The 15074-nt window shown below is 63.7% G+C and carries 14 protein-coding genes; 8 read left to right on the top strand and 6 right to left on the bottom strand.

Going from position 1 to position 15074, the window contains the following annotated elements:
* Nucleotides 1-2 precede the first annotated feature (2 nt).
* The gene (locus K3F44_RS11045) at nt 3-2255 is read right to left on the bottom strand and encodes an ATP-binding protein (RefSeq protein WP_409077664.1); all 2253 of its coding nucleotides are present in this window, start codon (nt 2253-2255) and stop codon (nt 3-5) included.
* Nucleotides 2256-2600: 345 nt separating this feature from the next.
* Here K3F44_RS11045 and K3F44_RS11040 point away from each other — a divergent pair, with 345 nt between their 5' ends.
* The 7 genes from K3F44_RS11040 (at nt 2601) to K3F44_RS11010 (ending at nt 8903) form a co-directional block, all read left to right on the top strand.
* Nucleotides 2601-3107 (top strand): spore coat U domain-containing protein, encoded by a 507-nt coding sequence (locus K3F44_RS11040; protein WP_188036386.1) that lies wholly within the window; start codon nt 2601-2603, stop codon nt 3105-3107.
* Between the two features lie 30 nt (nt 3108-3137).
* On the top strand, nt 3138-3668 hold the full coding sequence (locus K3F44_RS11035) for a spore coat U domain-containing protein (RefSeq protein WP_101320964.1): 531 nt from the start codon (nt 3138-3140) through the stop codon (nt 3666-3668).
* Nucleotides 3669-3685: 17 nt separating this feature from the next.
* Entirely contained in the window at nt 3686-4219 is a 534-nt protein-coding gene (locus K3F44_RS11030) for a spore coat U domain-containing protein (RefSeq protein WP_103437931.1), read from the top strand.
* Nucleotides 4220-4222: 3 nt separating this feature from the next.
* Nucleotides 4223-4726: a spore coat U domain-containing protein gene (locus K3F44_RS11025; RefSeq protein ID WP_150569860.1), complete on the top strand. Its 504-nt coding sequence runs from the start codon at nt 4223-4225 to the stop codon at nt 4724-4726.
* Nucleotides 4727-4762: 36 nt separating this feature from the next.
* Nucleotides 4763-5539, top strand: coding sequence for a molecular chaperone (locus K3F44_RS11020; protein ID WP_150569861.1), 777 nt, complete (start codon nt 4763-4765; stop codon nt 5537-5539).
* A 77-nt stretch (nt 5540-5616) separates the two neighbouring features.
* Entirely contained in the window at nt 5617-7938 is a 2322-nt protein-coding gene (locus K3F44_RS11015) for a fimbria/pilus outer membrane usher protein (RefSeq protein WP_220634177.1), read from the top strand.
* Nucleotides 7935-8903, top strand: a complete 969-nt coding sequence (locus K3F44_RS11010) for a spore coat U domain-containing protein (RefSeq protein ID WP_220634030.1) — start codon at nt 7935-7937, stop codon at nt 8901-8903. Before K3F44_RS11015 ends, K3F44_RS11010 begins: the two co-directional genes overlap by 4 nt.
* On the opposite strand, the gene K3F44_RS11005 is transcribed toward K3F44_RS11010, so the two are convergent.
* The 3 genes from K3F44_RS11005 to K3F44_RS10995 all read right to left on the bottom strand — a co-directional run bounded on the left by K3F44_RS11005 (nt 8904) and on the right by K3F44_RS10995 (nt 11456).
* Nucleotides 8904-10052 carry a M14-type cytosolic carboxypeptidase gene (locus tag K3F44_RS11005; protein ID WP_220634029.1) on the bottom strand — a complete coding sequence of 383 codons (1149 nt, stop codon included), beginning with the start codon at nt 10050-10052 and terminating at the stop codon, nt 8904-8906.
* 161 nt (nt 10053-10213) lie between these two features.
* On the bottom strand, nt 10214-10720 hold the full coding sequence (locus K3F44_RS11000; protein WP_220634028.1) for a sigma factor-like helix-turn-helix DNA-binding protein: 507 nt from the start codon (nt 10718-10720) through the stop codon (nt 10214-10216).
* Between the two features lie 430 nt (nt 10721-11150).
* Nucleotides 11151-11456: a DUF6124 family protein gene (locus tag K3F44_RS10995; RefSeq protein ID WP_101320948.1), complete on the bottom strand. Its 306-nt coding sequence runs from the start codon at nt 11454-11456 to the stop codon at nt 11151-11153.
* 97 nt (nt 11457-11553) lie between these two features.
* Between K3F44_RS10995 and K3F44_RS10990 the strand changes: the two genes are divergently transcribed.
* Nucleotides 11554-12261, top strand: a complete 708-nt coding sequence (locus K3F44_RS10990) for a LexA family transcriptional regulator (protein ID WP_220634027.1) — start codon at nt 11554-11556, stop codon at nt 12259-12261.
* A gap of 50 nt (nt 12262-12311) precedes the next feature.
* Here K3F44_RS10990 and K3F44_RS10985 read toward each other — a convergent pair whose 3' ends face one another.
* Both K3F44_RS10985 and K3F44_RS10980 read right to left on the bottom strand, forming a co-directional pair.
* Nucleotides 12312-14261, bottom strand: a complete 1950-nt coding sequence (locus K3F44_RS10985; RefSeq protein WP_220634026.1) for an acetyl/propionyl/methylcrotonyl-CoA carboxylase subunit alpha — start codon at nt 14259-14261, stop codon at nt 12312-12314.
* Nucleotides 14258-15070 carry a gamma-carboxygeranoyl-CoA hydratase gene (locus K3F44_RS10980; RefSeq protein WP_220634025.1) on the bottom strand — a complete coding sequence of 271 codons (813 nt, stop codon included), beginning with the start codon at nt 15068-15070 and terminating at the stop codon, nt 14258-14260. Before K3F44_RS10980 ends, K3F44_RS10985 begins: the two co-directional genes overlap by 4 nt.
* Between the last annotated feature and the right edge of the window lie 4 nt (nt 15071-15074).

Genomic DNA, 15074 nt, shown 5'->3' with positions numbered 1-15074 from the left:
CCTCAGGTGTTCGATGAATGGCGCGGGAGGGCGAAATGGAACGACGCTCCCTGGTTGATCTCGCCGTCAGCCCAGACACGGCCGTCGTGACGTTCGATGATCCGGCGCACGCTGGCCAGGCCGATGCCGGTGCCTTCGAAGTCTTCCATGCGGTGCAAGCGCTGGAACACGCCGAACAGCTTATTGGCATAGGCCATATCGAAGCCGACGCCGTTGTCGCGTATATAGATTTCAGTCTCGTGCGGGTGTTGCTTGGCGCGGATCTCTATACGCGCAGGATCGCGGCCACGGGTGTACTTGATCGCGTTGGCGATCAGGTTATGCAGTGCCATGTTGATGAACGCCGGGTCGGCGATCACCTTGGGCAGTTTTTCCACGTCCCAGATGATTGTACGGCCGGCAAAATCCGGTGTCAGCTCGTTGCGAATGGTGTCGACTAGGGCGTTCAGGTCGACATCCGACATGCGCAGGGCAGAGCGGCCCATCTGAGAGAAATTGAGCAGGTTGTCGACAAGTGTGCCAGCAAAGTGCGCGGCTTCTTCGATGTGCTTGAGGAAGCGCTGGCCGCGTTCGCTGAGGTTCTCGCTTTCGACTTCGGTGAGCAGTTCGGTGTAGCCGGCGATGTGCCGCAGCGGTGCGCGCAGATCGTGCGACACGCTGTAGGAAAACGCTTCGAGTTCCTTGTTCGACTGGCGCAGCTCACCGGCCAGTTGCGCCAGCTCTTCGGCTTTGCGCAGCACGATCCCCAGTACGGCTATGCGAAGTTCGGCCACGCCTTCGATGATCAGCGGGTCCCAAGATTCGCTGTAACCGCCAACGTCTTCCTGCCAGCGCTCGAAGCTGTGTCGCGGGTTGAGGTCGCCCGCGGCGCTGATGGCTTTTTCCGGGCGCCCGGCCCAGTTGACCGTGCGTACCTGCTCGGGGCGGAACCACACCAGATAGTGCGAGTGGATCTGCGAAATCGCCACCGCCAGCACACCGCCAACGTGCTTGGCCAGCTCTGGTAAGTCCTGGATGTCGCGGCGCACGTTGTCGGTGCTGAACACCGACTCGGCGTCTTGCTGCGACAGCCAGTGGACCAGCGCATTGACCTGCGCAGCGGGCGGCGTCACGCCGATCAGGTCGCAGCGCTCGGCACTGATGATCGCCGCGCCAGTGGCACCGGCAAAGTCCAGCAGGACCTGGGGCAAGGCCTTCAAACCAGCACTGACGCTGTCGTGGTCGGCCATCGAGGCCAGCATGCGCACGATGCGCTGGCGCATGTCGAGCATGGTCTGGGTGCCGGTGTGCGCTTCACGGGATTCGATCTGCAGCGACAGCACGCTGGCCAGCAGCTCGCAGGCCGTGCGAGTGGGCAGGTCGACGGCATGCGGCTGGTCGTGATGGCAGGAGATCAGCCCCCACAACTTGCCGTCTACCACGATCGACAAAGAGGTCGATGCCAGGGTGCCCATGTTGCGCATGTACTGCAGGTGCACCGGCGATACCGCGCGCAACGCCGCATAGCTCATATCCAGCGGCTTGCCGGTGCGCGGGTTGCTGTGGGGATACAGCGGCGAGGCAATGTAGTTGGCATCTTCGATGACCCGAATCCGATTGACTCGGTACAACTCGCGGGCCTGGCGTGGAATATCGGAGGCCGGGAAGCACAGGCCCAGATAGCTCGGGTAGCCGGGGTCGGCGACCTCGGCAAGTACCTCGCCGTTGCCTTCGGCATCGAAGCGGTAGGCCTTGACCCTGCCAAAGCCGGTAATGCGTTTGATCTGCATGACCGACTGCTGCAACAGTTCGACGATGCAGCTGACCTTGTGCACGCTGCCGACGAAGGCGCGTACCAGCGGGTAGTAATCGCCATGCCCGGACGGGCCGCTGGCCGTGCGGATCGGTTCGAATTCGGTGATCAGGACCTGGTCGTGACGATGCACCAGCACGCGCATGTGGCTGCAGTCTGGGCTGGGCTGGCGTAGTTCAACGTCGCCGATATGAAACGGGAATACCTCATCGACCGGCAGATACTGCATCTGTGCACGCAGGTCGAAACTGTCGCTGATCAGATCAGCGAAGGTGCGCCCAAGCAGCTCGGGCGCCGCAGACCCAAGCCAGCGCTCAGCGTTCTCGCTGGCTTGCAGCACGCACAGGTCCTGCTCGTCGAGTACCAGCATGAAACCCTGCGGCTGGATGCTGCCGGGGACCTGAATAGGCTCCTGGGCGCAGCGCTCGACAGCCTGGTCGAATGCGGTGGGGGCAGTTGTCAAAGCGGTACTCCTGGTGATTCTGTCCTCGCCCGGCGGAAAGCGCATGGCATAGGCTGTTGCTGCTGCAAAAGTATCAGATTGTCGGCTGCTTTGCCGGCATATGGCCATTTGAGGTCTGATTAGTTCAGGGGTTCGCCGTTTGAGTACAAAAATAGCGTGCAGTGCCGTGAAAGGTGCGGAACGGGGGTCTTTAACGCGGCAAATAGCCACCTAAGCCATTGTTGTTAATGCCAATGAAGGGTAGGGCAAACCCGGCGGGATCAGACTGCGCTGCTACCCTCAAGGTCATAGCCTGGAAACAGGGCTTGGAACAGGGATAGTGCGGTGGAAGTACGCGGAGTGGCCATGTGGTCGGGTCTGTTGTTGAGCGTGAACAGCCTGGCGGCGGACTTTCTGGTCGAGGTGCGGGTGCAGGTCGAGCGTGGTTGCATGCTGGTCAACCAACCCCGCGATGCGGCGGCGCAAGCATTGGGCCAGATCGACCTGGGCAGCGCAGCACGCCTTGACGGCGCCGCAGCGCCGCTGACTGGCGTGTTGCTCAGCCCTCGGCCACCACGGCTCGAATGCAACCCGGACACGCCTTATCAAATCCGCGTCGACGGCGGCCTGCATGGCGGCGTAGGCGAGCTGCGCTTCCTGGCCAGCGCGGATGCGCAAGCCAGGCCCATTCCCTATCGGCTTTACAGCGACGCAGGCTGGCGCCAGCCGCTGAGTGTTGGCAGCGCACAATCGGCGCGGGTGCCAGACAGTGGCTCGGTCGAATTGCCGCTGTATGCGCGCATCGACAGCCTGGCCTGGGTGCCACGGCCTGGCCTGTACGCCGACTTGTTGAAAGTCACGGTCACCTGGTAGGGGCATCGCCATGAGCAAGGAGGCTACGTCATGAGTCGCACCAGCATTCTGCTCCTGAGCCTGGGCCCGCTGCTGCTGCCAGGCGCCGTGCATGGCAGCACCACCGGGGTTATCGAAGCGCGCCTGGTGATCCGTGCCGCGTGCCAGATCAGCAGCGACCAGCCACCGGCGACGCTGGGTACGCCAGGGGTCATGGACTTTGGTTCGCGCGGGCCGAGCTGGCAGGAGCCTTTGCAGGGCAAGGTCGACGAAATCGCAGGCGATGGTGGCCTGCAGATCAGTTGCACGCCGTCGGTGCGTGCCTTCAGCGTGCGCATCAATGCTGGCCAGAACGGTGGCGATGGGGTGCGCCGGCTGAGCAACGGTCGCGAGATGATCCCTTACCAACTGGCGGTCGATCCCAGCGGCAACAGCCGTTACCCGGTAGGCCAGGCGCGCACCTTCACCGTCAACAGCAGCCAGCAGATCCCGATTCCGATCTACGGCGTGGTCATCGCGCAGCCGCGCGCGCTGCCCGCCGGGCTTTACCGCGACACCCTCAGCGTGACCCTGGACTGGTAACACCCAAGGAGAATCCGATGCGCACACACCTCACCTGCTCAGTACTCGCCGGGCTCGCCCTGGCGCTGGCGTCCCAGGCTCAGGCAGCCACCGTGACCGGGACCATCAACTCGACCCTGACCCTGATCGCCGCCTGCCAGGTCAACGGCAGTGCCGGTACCTCCGGGGTCAACTTCGGTAACCTCAACTTCGGTACTCAGGACGCCTTGTTCGGTACCGCCAATGCCCAGGTCATGGGCCCGGGTGGCGGCGCCATGAGCATCCTCTGCTCGAATGGCACCGGGGCGTCAATTCGCGTGCGCGCCGGCGCTCATGATGGCTTGTCGACGGGAGGGACGCGGGCGCTGGCCGACGGCAATGGCAACTTCGTGCCGTATGACTTCTATACCGATGCCGGACACACCGTGCCGCTGGCCATCGACGGCAGCATCGCCGTGCCGACCAGCACCGGCGCTGCCCAGACCGTCAACCTGTACGGCCAGGCCAAGGGCAAGGCTGGCCTGCCGGCGGGCACCTACACCGACACGGTTGCCGTCGAGCTGACGTTCTGAGCCATGAATCGCTGGGTTCGCGCAACCACGGCGGGGCTGGGCCTGGTGCTGGCGTTGCCGTTGGATGCAGCGACCACCAGTACCTTTCAGGTCAGCGCGCAGGTCGTGGCCGGCTGCCTGGTGGTGGGCGGGGTGAGCGCTTACGGCAGCCTCGACTTCGGCACGCAATCAGCCCTGTCCAAGGCCAGCGTCAGCGCAGCGCTGGGTGGCAGCACGGTGAGCTTTCAGTGCACGCCGGGGGTGGCATTGAGCATGGCCTTGGACGGTGGCCAGAACAACAGCGGCGGGACCCGCAACCTGAAGCGCAGCGGTGGTACGCAACTGCTCGCCTACCAGCTGTATCGCGACGCCGGCTTCAGTCAGAGCCTTGCAATCGGCCAGGTGACGTCGGTCAGCTACAGCGACCCGACGGCGATCAAGCTGCCGGTTTACGGTCGCACGCAGCTGCCGGGGACATTGCCGGCAGGTACCTATACCGATGTCGTGCAGGTCACGGTGACCTGGTGAACGCAGGGATCAACACAACAAACCAAGGAGAATGGCATGGGGGCAGGCGCGAAGTGGGCGCAAGCAATAGTCGTTGGCTTGCTGCTGGCCAGTCAGCCAGCGGCGGCGGCAACCTCGGTGCTGATCTGGCCAATTGACCCGGTGCTGGAGGCAGATCAGAAGGCGGGGGCGCTGTGGCTGGAAAACCGCGGCACTACGCCGGCCAACCTGCAGGTGCGTGTATTTGCCTGGCGCCAGGGCGGCTTTGAGGAGCAGTTCCAGGCCCAGCGCGAGATTATCGGCAGCCCGCCGGTGGCGAATATCGGGCCGGGGCAAAAGCAGCTGATCCGGCTGACCCGTACCGGCAGCTCGCCGGCCGGTCAGGAGCAGGCCTACCGCATCATCATCGACGAAATCCCCTCACCCTTGCCGGTCGATGCCAGTACTCAGGCACCAACGGCGGCGATCCGCCTGCAGATGCGCTACTCGGTGCCGTTGTTCGTGTATGGCGAAGGCCTGTGGGGCAAACCCGACCCGGAAGGCAAGCGCAGTGCCGATGGAGTCGGCAAGCCGCAGCTGAGCTGGCGCGCGGTCAATGTGCAGGGCAAGCCCTTCGTCGAGCTGCGCAACAGCGGCCCGGTCCACGCGCGCCTGACCGACGTAGTGCTGCAGCAGGCCGGCCAGGACAAGCCGGTGGTTGAAGGCCTGCTTGGCTATGTGCTGCCCGGCGCCAGCATGCGTTGGCCAGTGCCCGCAGTCCCCACCGCAGCGAGTGTGCTCAAGGGCCGGGTCAACGGACAGGACGTGGCCCAGGCCATCAGCCCGGGCAAGTGAAACTTCGATGAATCGACGTCAGGGGCCACGGAGGACCCGACAATGGCTGGAAGCCGTGTGTGAAATGGCTGTCGTGGATGGCCCATCAGGTGTGCCTGGGCTTGCTGCTGGGGCCACAGCTGGCGCTGGCCAACGGCCTGCCGCCGCCACCGAGCGAGAGCAGCGCGGTCACCGATGCCACGCTGTACCTCGACCTGCTGGTGAACCAAATGCCCAGGGCTGAGCTGGTGCCCGTGCAGCAACGCGCCGGACGCTTGTTTATCGCCAGTGAGGTGCTCACTGCAGCGGGCATCAGCCTGCCGGGGGTTACTCAGGGTGAGGTGGCGCTGGATGCCTATGCCGACCTGCATGCCGACTACGACAGCGCCAACCAGCGCCTGCTGTTGCAGGTACCCGCTGCCTGGTTGCCGCTGCAGCGGGTTGGCGAGCGCGGCCTGTACTCGGCCAGCGACGCCCGCAGCAGCTTCGGCGCGCTGCTCAACTACGACGTCTACCTGAATGACACCGATGAGAGCGGAACCTACCTGGCCGCCTGGAACGAGCTGCGTCTGTTCGACAGCTGGGGCACGTTCAGCACCACCGGCCAGTGGCGCCAGGCCTTCAACAGCGCACCGCAGGCCGATAACCGTCAGGGATTTCTGCGCTACGACACGACCTGGCGCTATACCGACGAGCAACGCCTGCTGACCATCGAGGCCGGTGACCTGGTCACCGGCGCCTTGCCCTGGACCAGCTCGGTGCGGCTCGGCGGCCTGCAGCTTTCGCGTGATTTTGCCGCCCGCCCGGACCTGGTCACCTACCCGCTGCCGGCCTTTGCCGGCGAGGCGGCGGTACCGACGTCGCTGGACCTGTTCATCAACGGCTACAAGGCGAGCACCACCGACCTGCAACCTGGGCCATATACCCTGACCAACGTGCCGTTCATCAACGGTGCCGGCGAAGCGGTGGTGGTGACCACCGACGCCCTCGGCCGCCAGGTGTCTACCACGCTGCCGTTCTACGTCACCAGCAGCCTGCTGGGTAAAGGCCTGAGCGACTTTTCCCTGGCGGCCGGCAGCCTGCGCCGCGACTACGGCGTACGTGATTTTGGCTACGGCACAGGCGTTGCCAGCGCCAGCCTGCGCCACGGTGTCAGCGACAGCTTTACCCTCGAGGGCCATCTGGAGACCGCCGAGACCCTCGCCCTCGGCGGCCTGGGTGGCAATCTACGGCTGGGCAATTTTGGCGTGCTCAATGCGGCGTTGGCGCAAAGCCGTTTCGACGGCGAGCAGGGCCAGCAGGTTGCGCTGGGGTATCAATACAACAGCCAGCGCCTCGGTTTCAGTTACCAGCGCCTGCAGCGCCATGGCGACTACGCCGACCTGTCGCGGGTCGACACGCCCTACATGCAGCTGTCCAGGCGTAGTGAACAGGTCACCCTGAGCCTGAACCTTGAGCGCTATGGCAGCCTCGGTGCCGGCTATTTCGATGTGCAGGCCGGAGACGGCTCGCGTACCCGTCTGCTCAACCTGAGCTGGAGCCGCTCGTTGTGGGGCAATAGCAGCTTGTACCTGTCGGCCAACCGCGAGATCGGCGAAAGCCAGTGGGCCATGCAGGCGCAGCTGGTGATCCCGTTCGACCTGCATGGCAACCTGGCCCTGAGCATGGAGCGCAGCCAGGATGGCAGCCGCCAGCAGCGGGTCAACTACAGCCGCGCCGTGCCGGTGGGTGGCGGTGTCGGTTTCAATCTCGGTTATGCCGATGGCGACCGCGAGGCCTATCGCCAGGCTGACGCGACCTGGCGCCTGCAGTCGGTGCAGTTGCAGGCTGGCACCTATGGCAGTAGTGACGCCATGACCCGCTGGGCCGACGCCAGCGGTTCGCTGGTATGGATGGACGCCGGCCTGTTTGCCGCCAACCGGATTGACGATGCCTTTGTAGTTGTCAGTACCGACGGTTACGCCGATGTCCCGGTGCGCTACGAGAATCAGCTGGTCGGCCGCACTGACCGCAATGGCCACTTGTTGGTGCCTTACAGCAGCGGTTACTACCGCGGCAAGTATGAGATCGATCCAATGGAGCTGTCGGCCGATGTGCTGGCACCGCAGGTCGAGCAGCGGGTCGCCGTGCGCCGGGGTAGCGGCTACTTGCTGGAGTTCCCGCTTAAGCGGGTGCTGGCGGCGAGCATCGTGCTGGTCGACGCGCAGCAGAACAACCTCAAGCTGGGTAGCCGGGTGACCCATCAGCAGAGCGGCAGCCTGGCGGTGGTCGGCTGGGACGGCCTGGTGTATCTGGAGAACCTCTCGGCGCACAACACCCTGCAGGTCGAGCTGGCCGAGGGCGGCCAGTGCCAGGTGGCCTTTGATCTGCCGGAAGGGCAGGGGCCGGTGCCGTTGATTGGTCCGTTGGTGTGTCAATGAACCGCTCTGCAGGGGCAGTGGCGCTGCTCGCGACGGTGATGGCGGCGCCGGCCTGGGGCCTGTGCAATATGGTCGATACCCTGCCGGCGAGCTTCGGCACGGTCAATTCGACCTTGGTGCGCGGCACAGTGCAAAGCGCCTCGACCACCAATGCCGGTTTGCAGTGCACCGGTTCTTTGCTCAGTCTGCTGAGTTCGGGCGATCACTTCTACGCAACCATCACCTCCAGCACCAGCGGGCTGGTTGGGCCAACCGGTGATGTGATCCCTTACACCTTGTATGCCAACGACAGCACGAGCTTTCCGATCACCCGTGGCGTGGCGTTCGACTTCGCCCGCAATGGCATCCTCGACCTGCTTGGCCTGCTCAATGGCACCACACCCAAGACCGTGCCGCTGTATGTGAAGACCAACCTGGGTGCCAACGTTGCTGCGGGCCTGTACCAGGAAACCCTGACCATCGCCTGGGCCTGGGACTACTGCTCTGGCATCAGTGCCGGCACGCTTTGCCTGGGCCGCGACAAGGGCAATGGCAGCCGCACCCTCAACGTCAGCCTGACGGTAAGCAATGACTGCCAGATCACCACCCCGAACATTGTCTTCAACAGTGCGCCGGTGGTCAGTGCGTTTACCACGGTCAATCAAAGCATCAACATCTCCTGCACCAAGGGCAGCAACTACACCGTTGGCCTGGATGATGGGGTATACCCGGCTGGCGGCCGTCGGCGGATGAAATCACCGGCCAATAACTATCTGGCCTATGACATTTTCAAGAGCGCCGGCAGCGAGCGCTGGGGCTCGCTGAATACAGCTAGGCGTGCCAGTACCGATGCCAACGTCAACCCGGGCGCAGGCACTGGCACCGGTAGCCAGATTTTCAACTACAACGCGCGGGTCTACAGCGATCAGCCGACGCCGCCGGCTGCGACCTACAGCGACAGCGTGATTCTGGATGTGCAGTTCTAGCTAGCGTAGATCACGCGCGATTTTCGCCAACGTCTCCAGTACCGCACCGGCCAAGTCCTTTGAGCGCTTTCCAGACCAGCCCGTCTGCACATTGGGCGCGTCGTCGTGGTCCTTGAAGGGCATCTCCAGGGTCAGCGACAGGCAGTCGTACTGATGCCCAACCGCGTTGCAGGCCAGGGTCATGTTGGCCTGAGCAGGCTGGTCGCGGGTATAGCCGTGGGTGGTCTGAAAGTCTGCGGTGATGCTGCACAAGGTGCTGCGGAACTGCTCCTCGAGTTTCGCCAGGCGCGGGGTGTAGCCTGGGTTGCCTTCGCAGGCGGCGGTGAACACGTGGGGGATCTCTTCGTCACCGTGCACGTCGATAAATGCATCGACGCCGTATTGCTTCATCTGTGCCTGGGCAAACAGCACCTCGGGGCTGGTGTCGACACTGGCTGACTGCCAGGCACGGTTCAGATCCTGGCCCTTGAAGTTGGTACGCAGATGGCCGAGGAAGGCGCCGTCCGGGTTCATGTTCGGGATCAGGTACAGGTCGGCTTGAGCGAGCAATGCCTGAATCTGCGTATCGTTGGCTTCGAGGCGTTCGATCACGCCCTCCATGAACCACTCGGCCATGTGCTCGCCCGGGTGCTGCTGGGCGATCAGCCAGAGCTTGCGCTTGCCGGGCGCACCGTCACCAGCGCGCAACAGGGGGATATCACGGCCCTGCACGCTGCGTCCATGGGCTAGCAACTCGACTCCCGGCAACTGCTGGGCGCGGGCGATCAATTGATTGTGGCGGGCACGCGAGTAGGGCTCGAAGTAGGCGAACCAGGCCTGCGGCTGAGTGGCCTGCAACTCAAAGTGCAGGGCCTCGCCGTCGAAGCGGCTGGGGACGCGGAACCACACCTGCTGATCATACGAGGCCACGGCCTGATAACCGCTCCAGGCATTGGGATAGGAAGACTGGCTGGCGTTGTCAAGGCTGAACCGGTGAGTGTGGCCAGGCGTCAGGCCATCTACCTTGAAGTGAAACCACTGGAAGTGGCCACTGTGGCTGTCCGGGCGAATGGCCAGATGCACCTGCTCTGGATTGCTGGCGTCGAGCACCTGAATATTGCCGGAATCGAAAGCGCAGTCGATGGTTACAGCGGGCGACGTCACGGTCATTGCCAGGCTCCTGTGGCTTTTTTTGTGACGGTTACTCTACACCGCTCGCAGCGCCGGCTGGGACTGCAAATGTGTTGCCGGTTGGCAGGGGGTGTTTCATCGAGTGTCGGCATTGCTCGGCAACGCAGCCAGGCCGCGCTTGGCTCAAGGGCTGGATTTACTCACACCCAGTACGCCATCGCCAGCAGGGCGGCCAGGCCCAGGCCGGCCGCGATCGAGCAACCGCCCAGTGACAGCGCTGCCTGACCATGCCGGTACCAACCGTCCTGCCCCAGTTGACGTGCCGGGGCGAGCAGGCGGCGCCAGTGCAGTTCGGTCTGGTGGAAGGCCTGCAAGTGCTCGTCGGCGGCGTCCAGCCAGCGGCGGAAGTCGATCCGCTCGCTGGCACTGACCTGTGGGTTTTGCAGGCGCACATACCAATGGCCGGCGGCGCTGGCAAAGCTGTCAGGCCGAGCCTGAGTGCCCTGCAACGCTTGATGCATGTGGCGTTCGACCGTGTGTACGCTGAGATCGAGGCGCTCGGCGATGGCGGCGAACGGCAGTTGTTCGAGGCGGCTGAGCAGAAATACTTGTTGCACCCGCCGCGGTAGACGGCGCAGACGGTGCAGCAAGGCGTCTTCATCGGTATGGCTGTGCAGGTGCTGTTCAAGGGGCAGCAGGCGGGTCATGGGTGGCTCCTTGCTCAGGTGTAGGGGTGGGGGCATCTTCCCTGATGCGCAAACAGCTTAATCTTAACGAGATTGATTCTCAAGTGCTGTTTGCGTAAAAGGCTGTTACATCCATTCACCTGTAGAAACACTTTTGCTATGATCGCGGCCATCAAGCGGTACCCATCTTCATTAGCCTGAAGACCAAAAAAAGACCCGGCAAAAAGCCGGGTCAAAAACCGTGATTAGCCTGATGAGGAGATAATCTGAGAGTCCGACCTAAGGTCTCCAGGTTATCCAGCGGGTCTCGCGACCTGCTGAGTGCAATAATAATCGTTATCATTTGCCAGTCAAACGATATTTGTTGAAATCGGTAAAAAAATTACCTGCACTCCTCATCCTGTCCCGGCAATCGGGGCCATTGCCGTTACCTGGCGTTCACGTTCTGCTCTTATCTATCGTCCGTCATCACTGCCTTTTTGTGCTCGAGCAGTGATCTTGCCATGTTCACCATATGCATCAGCGCCAGTGTCACCTCGCGGGTCATGCCGTCCTGGTGGGTGGCGGTTTCATGGGCCGTTGCCGCCGCGCAGCGCAGCAGGGCCAGCGCATGGTCATGGGCTTCGCCAATGGAAACCCCGGGCTGCAAGGTCCACACCTTGTTGTCCAGGTTGGGCCGCGGCGGGGTGGGGTTGAGGTAGTAGTCGAGCGCGCGGCGCGCAGCTTCACTGTCCAGATCTGTTTCGTCTTTTTTCATGGCGTTTCATCCTGATACCGGGAACGGCGCTGTGGGAAGGACTCTGCCTGATTCTAATACCTAATGTATTTATGTGCTTTCAAGGAAATACTACCTTATGTGTATTGAGCGCCTAGAGGCAGTCCGTATCGTGCCAGCGATGAATATGGATAAATGGATTGCCCTCATCCGTGACCGGATGGAGGAGCTCGACATCTCGCAGGAACTGCTCGCCGAACGCGTTGGCGTGTCCCAGGGCAGCATTGGCCACTGGCTGTGCAAACGCCGGCAACCACGGGTCGATTCGATGAACAAGGTGTTCGTCGAACTGGGCATGCCGCACTACCACGTCAGCCTGCAGTTGCAGGTGGCCGGGCAGATCGGTGAAGAGCGCGTGCGCTATGCCGTCGACGACAGCGTCGAAGATGAAGACTGGACCAAATACATCGTGTGCTTTCGTTACCCGCTGCTGACGTGGGATGCACTGGGCAGCGAGGTGGCAGCCGAACCTGCTGCCTTCGAGCAGACCGACTATCTGGCCAAGGGCAACGCCTGGTGGCTACCGGTTGAAAACGATGCGATGAGCGCAGTCAGTGGCAAGAGCGTTGCCGAGGGCATGCTGGTGCTGGTTGACAGTGGCGTCGCCGTGGAGCCAGGGCGTTTGGTTGTGGCCCGCCAACCTGGCAAATCGGCGATCTTCCGCCAGCTGACGGAGGAGGGTAGCCAACGCTACCTGAAGGCGCTAAATGGCAGCTACCCAACGCTGGTGTGCGAAGAGGGCTGTGAATTCCTTGGTGTCGTGGTGCGCGTGCACGGCATCTTCTGATCGGCGTGCTTCGTGGCGCCGCAAAGCGGGCCACGGAGCACGCACAGGCGTTACTCCAGCTCGACCAGTACCGCGCCCTCAGCGACCATGTCACCTTCTTCGCACAGCAGCGCTTTGACCGTACCCGCCTGGGCGGCGCGGATGCTGTGCTCCATCTTCATGGCCTCCAGCACCACCAGCGCAGTGCCGGCCTCGACCGCCTGTCCAGGCGCGACGAGCACCCGCACGATGCTGCCGTTCATGGGCGCACTCAGCCCACCGTGCTGGCTGTTGCTGGCCTCGGCTTCGGCAATCGGGTCGTAGGCGCTGACGGCATGCATGTCGCCGTCCCAGTGCAGGTACAGGGTGGCGCCACGACGAATCGCCAGATGGCGCCGGCGCACGCCGTCCAGATCCTGGCACAACTGCTCCCCCTCAAGGCGCAGGGTCGACGGCGCGCTGGCCTGCAGCGTCACCGCTTGAGCCTGCCCGCCGCTGTGCAGGTGGACGCTGCTCTGGCTAGGCAGGCCCAGGCGCAGGCCAGTGCGTGCCGCCCACGGTGAGTCGGCATCATCTTCACGAACCCGCGTGGCTTCGCTCTGCAGCCAGGCCTGTGCTGCGGCTTCCCAGAACTGCGCGGGCAGCTCACCAGCTGCCGGCAGCAATGCCTGCTGATGCCGGGGGATGAAGCCGGTATCCAGCTCGGCCGCAGCGAACGCCGGGTGCGCCAGGATCCGCCGCAGGAAGGCGATATTGGTCTTGACTCCGCCAATAGCGAATTCGTCGAGCATCGCCAACAAACGTAGACGCGCCTGCTCGCGGTCTTCACCCCAGGCAATCAGCTTGCCCAGCATCGGGTCATAGAACGGTGACACCTGGTCCCCTTCACTGACGCCGCTGTCGACCCGGCGGCCTTCGCCCGGCGCCGACTCGCGGTACAGCGCCAGGCGCCCGGTGGCTGGCAGAAACTCGTTGGCCGGGTCTTCGGCATACAACCGCACTTCAATCGCGTGGCCGCGCAGCGGCACCTGCGCCTGCGTGATCGGCAGCGGTTCGCCGCGGGCCACGCGGATCTGCCAGGCGACCAGATCGAGCCCGGTAATCGCCTCGGTGACCGGGTGCTCGACCTGCAGCCGGGTATTCATCTCCATGAAGAAGAACTCGCCGCGGGCATCGAGCAGAAACTCGACCGTGCCGGCGCCGACATAGCCAATTGCCTGTGCAGCGCGCACGGCAGCTTCGCCCATGGCTTTGCGTAGCTCCGGCGCCAAGCCGGGCGCTGGCGCTTCTTCGACGACCTTCTGATGGCGGCGCTGGATCGAGCAGTCGCGCTCGTTCAGGTACAGGCAGTTGCCGTGCTGGTCGGCAAACACCTGGATCTCGACGTGGCGCGGCTTGAGCAGGTACTTCTCCACCAGCATCTGCGCATTGCCGAACGAGGCCTGCGCTTCACGCTGAGCCGAGGCCAGCGCGTCGGCCAACTGGCTGACCTCTTCCACGACCTTCATGCCCTTGCCGCCGCCGCCGGCACTGGCCTTGAGCAACACCGGGTAGCCGATGCGCTCGGCGGCTTCGCGGAAGGTCTGCAGATCTTGCGCAGCGCCGTGGTAGCCGGGCACCAATGGCACGCCCGCGGCTTCCATCAGCGCCTTGGCCGCCGACTTGCTGCCCATGGCGTCGATGGCGCTGGCCGGTGGGCCAAGGAAGATCAGCCCGGCCTGCTCGATGGCTCGGGCAAAGCCGGCGTTCTCCGACAAAAAGCCGTAGCCTGGGTGGATCGCCTGGGCGCCGCTGGCTTTGGCTGCTGCCAGCAGTTTAGTGATATCGAGATAGCTCTCGGCAGCCTTGCTGCCCCCCAGATCAACGCGGATATCGGCCTCGCGGGCGTGCAACGCGTCGCGGTCGATGGCGCTGTGCACGGCGACAGTGGTCAGGCCCATGGCTTTGGCGGTGCGCATCACCCGACATGCAATTTCGCCGCGGTTGGCAACCAGCAAGGTAGTCAGGGTGGCGTGGCTCATGGGCGTGCTTCCTTGTCGGTGGGTTGCCAGGCGGGGCGGCGCTTGTCGAGGAAGGCGCACAGGCCCTCCTGGCCCTCGGCGCTGACGCGGATGCGGGCAATGCTGTTTTCACAATAACGGCGTACTGCCGGAGTCAGCTCGCCGTGGCCGACCTCACGCAGCAGGTCCTTGCTGGCGCGCAGTGCCTGCGGGCTGTTGAGCAGCAGATTGTCGACCCAGGCCTCGACCTGCTGATCGAGTTGTTCCGCTGGGTAGGCTTCAGCCAGCAAGCCCAGCTGCTGCGCTCGCACGCCACTGAAGCGTTCGGCTGTCAGCGCATAACGGCGAGTGGCACGCTCGCCGATGGCCTTGACCACGAATGGGCTGATCACCGCCGGTGCCAGGCCGATGCGCACTTCCGACAGGCAGAACTGCGCATCCTCACTGCCGATGGCCATGTCGCAGCAACTGATCAGACCCAGGGCGCCACCAAAAGCGGCACCTTGCACCACGGCCAGGGTAGGCAGCTTGAGGTTGTACAGGTTGTACATCAGGTCGCCCAGTTGGTGAGCGTCGTCCAGATTGGTATTGAAGTCGAGCTGCGCCGATTGCTGCATCCAGGCCAGGTCGGCGCCGGCGCTGAAGTGCCGGCCACGGCCGCGCAGCAGCACGAAGCGCAAGCTTGGGTCGGCGCCGAGGCGGTCAACGGCGACGATCAGTTCGCGGATCATCTGCGCGTTGAAGGCGTTGTTCTTGTCGGCCCGGTTCAGCCACAGGGTGGCGAAGCCGCGTGGGTCCTTGATCAGTTCAAGGGTGCTGTAGTCGCTCATTGGG

It is taken from the genome of Pseudomonas sp. S07E 245 (assembly GCF_019599025.1).
Classification (GTDB): Bacteria; Pseudomonadota; Gammaproteobacteria; order Pseudomonadales; family Pseudomonadaceae; genus Aquipseudomonas; species Aquipseudomonas shirazensis.
Note: the sequence above shows the minus strand (reverse complement) of the source record. Positions and strands in the feature narration are given on the sequence as shown.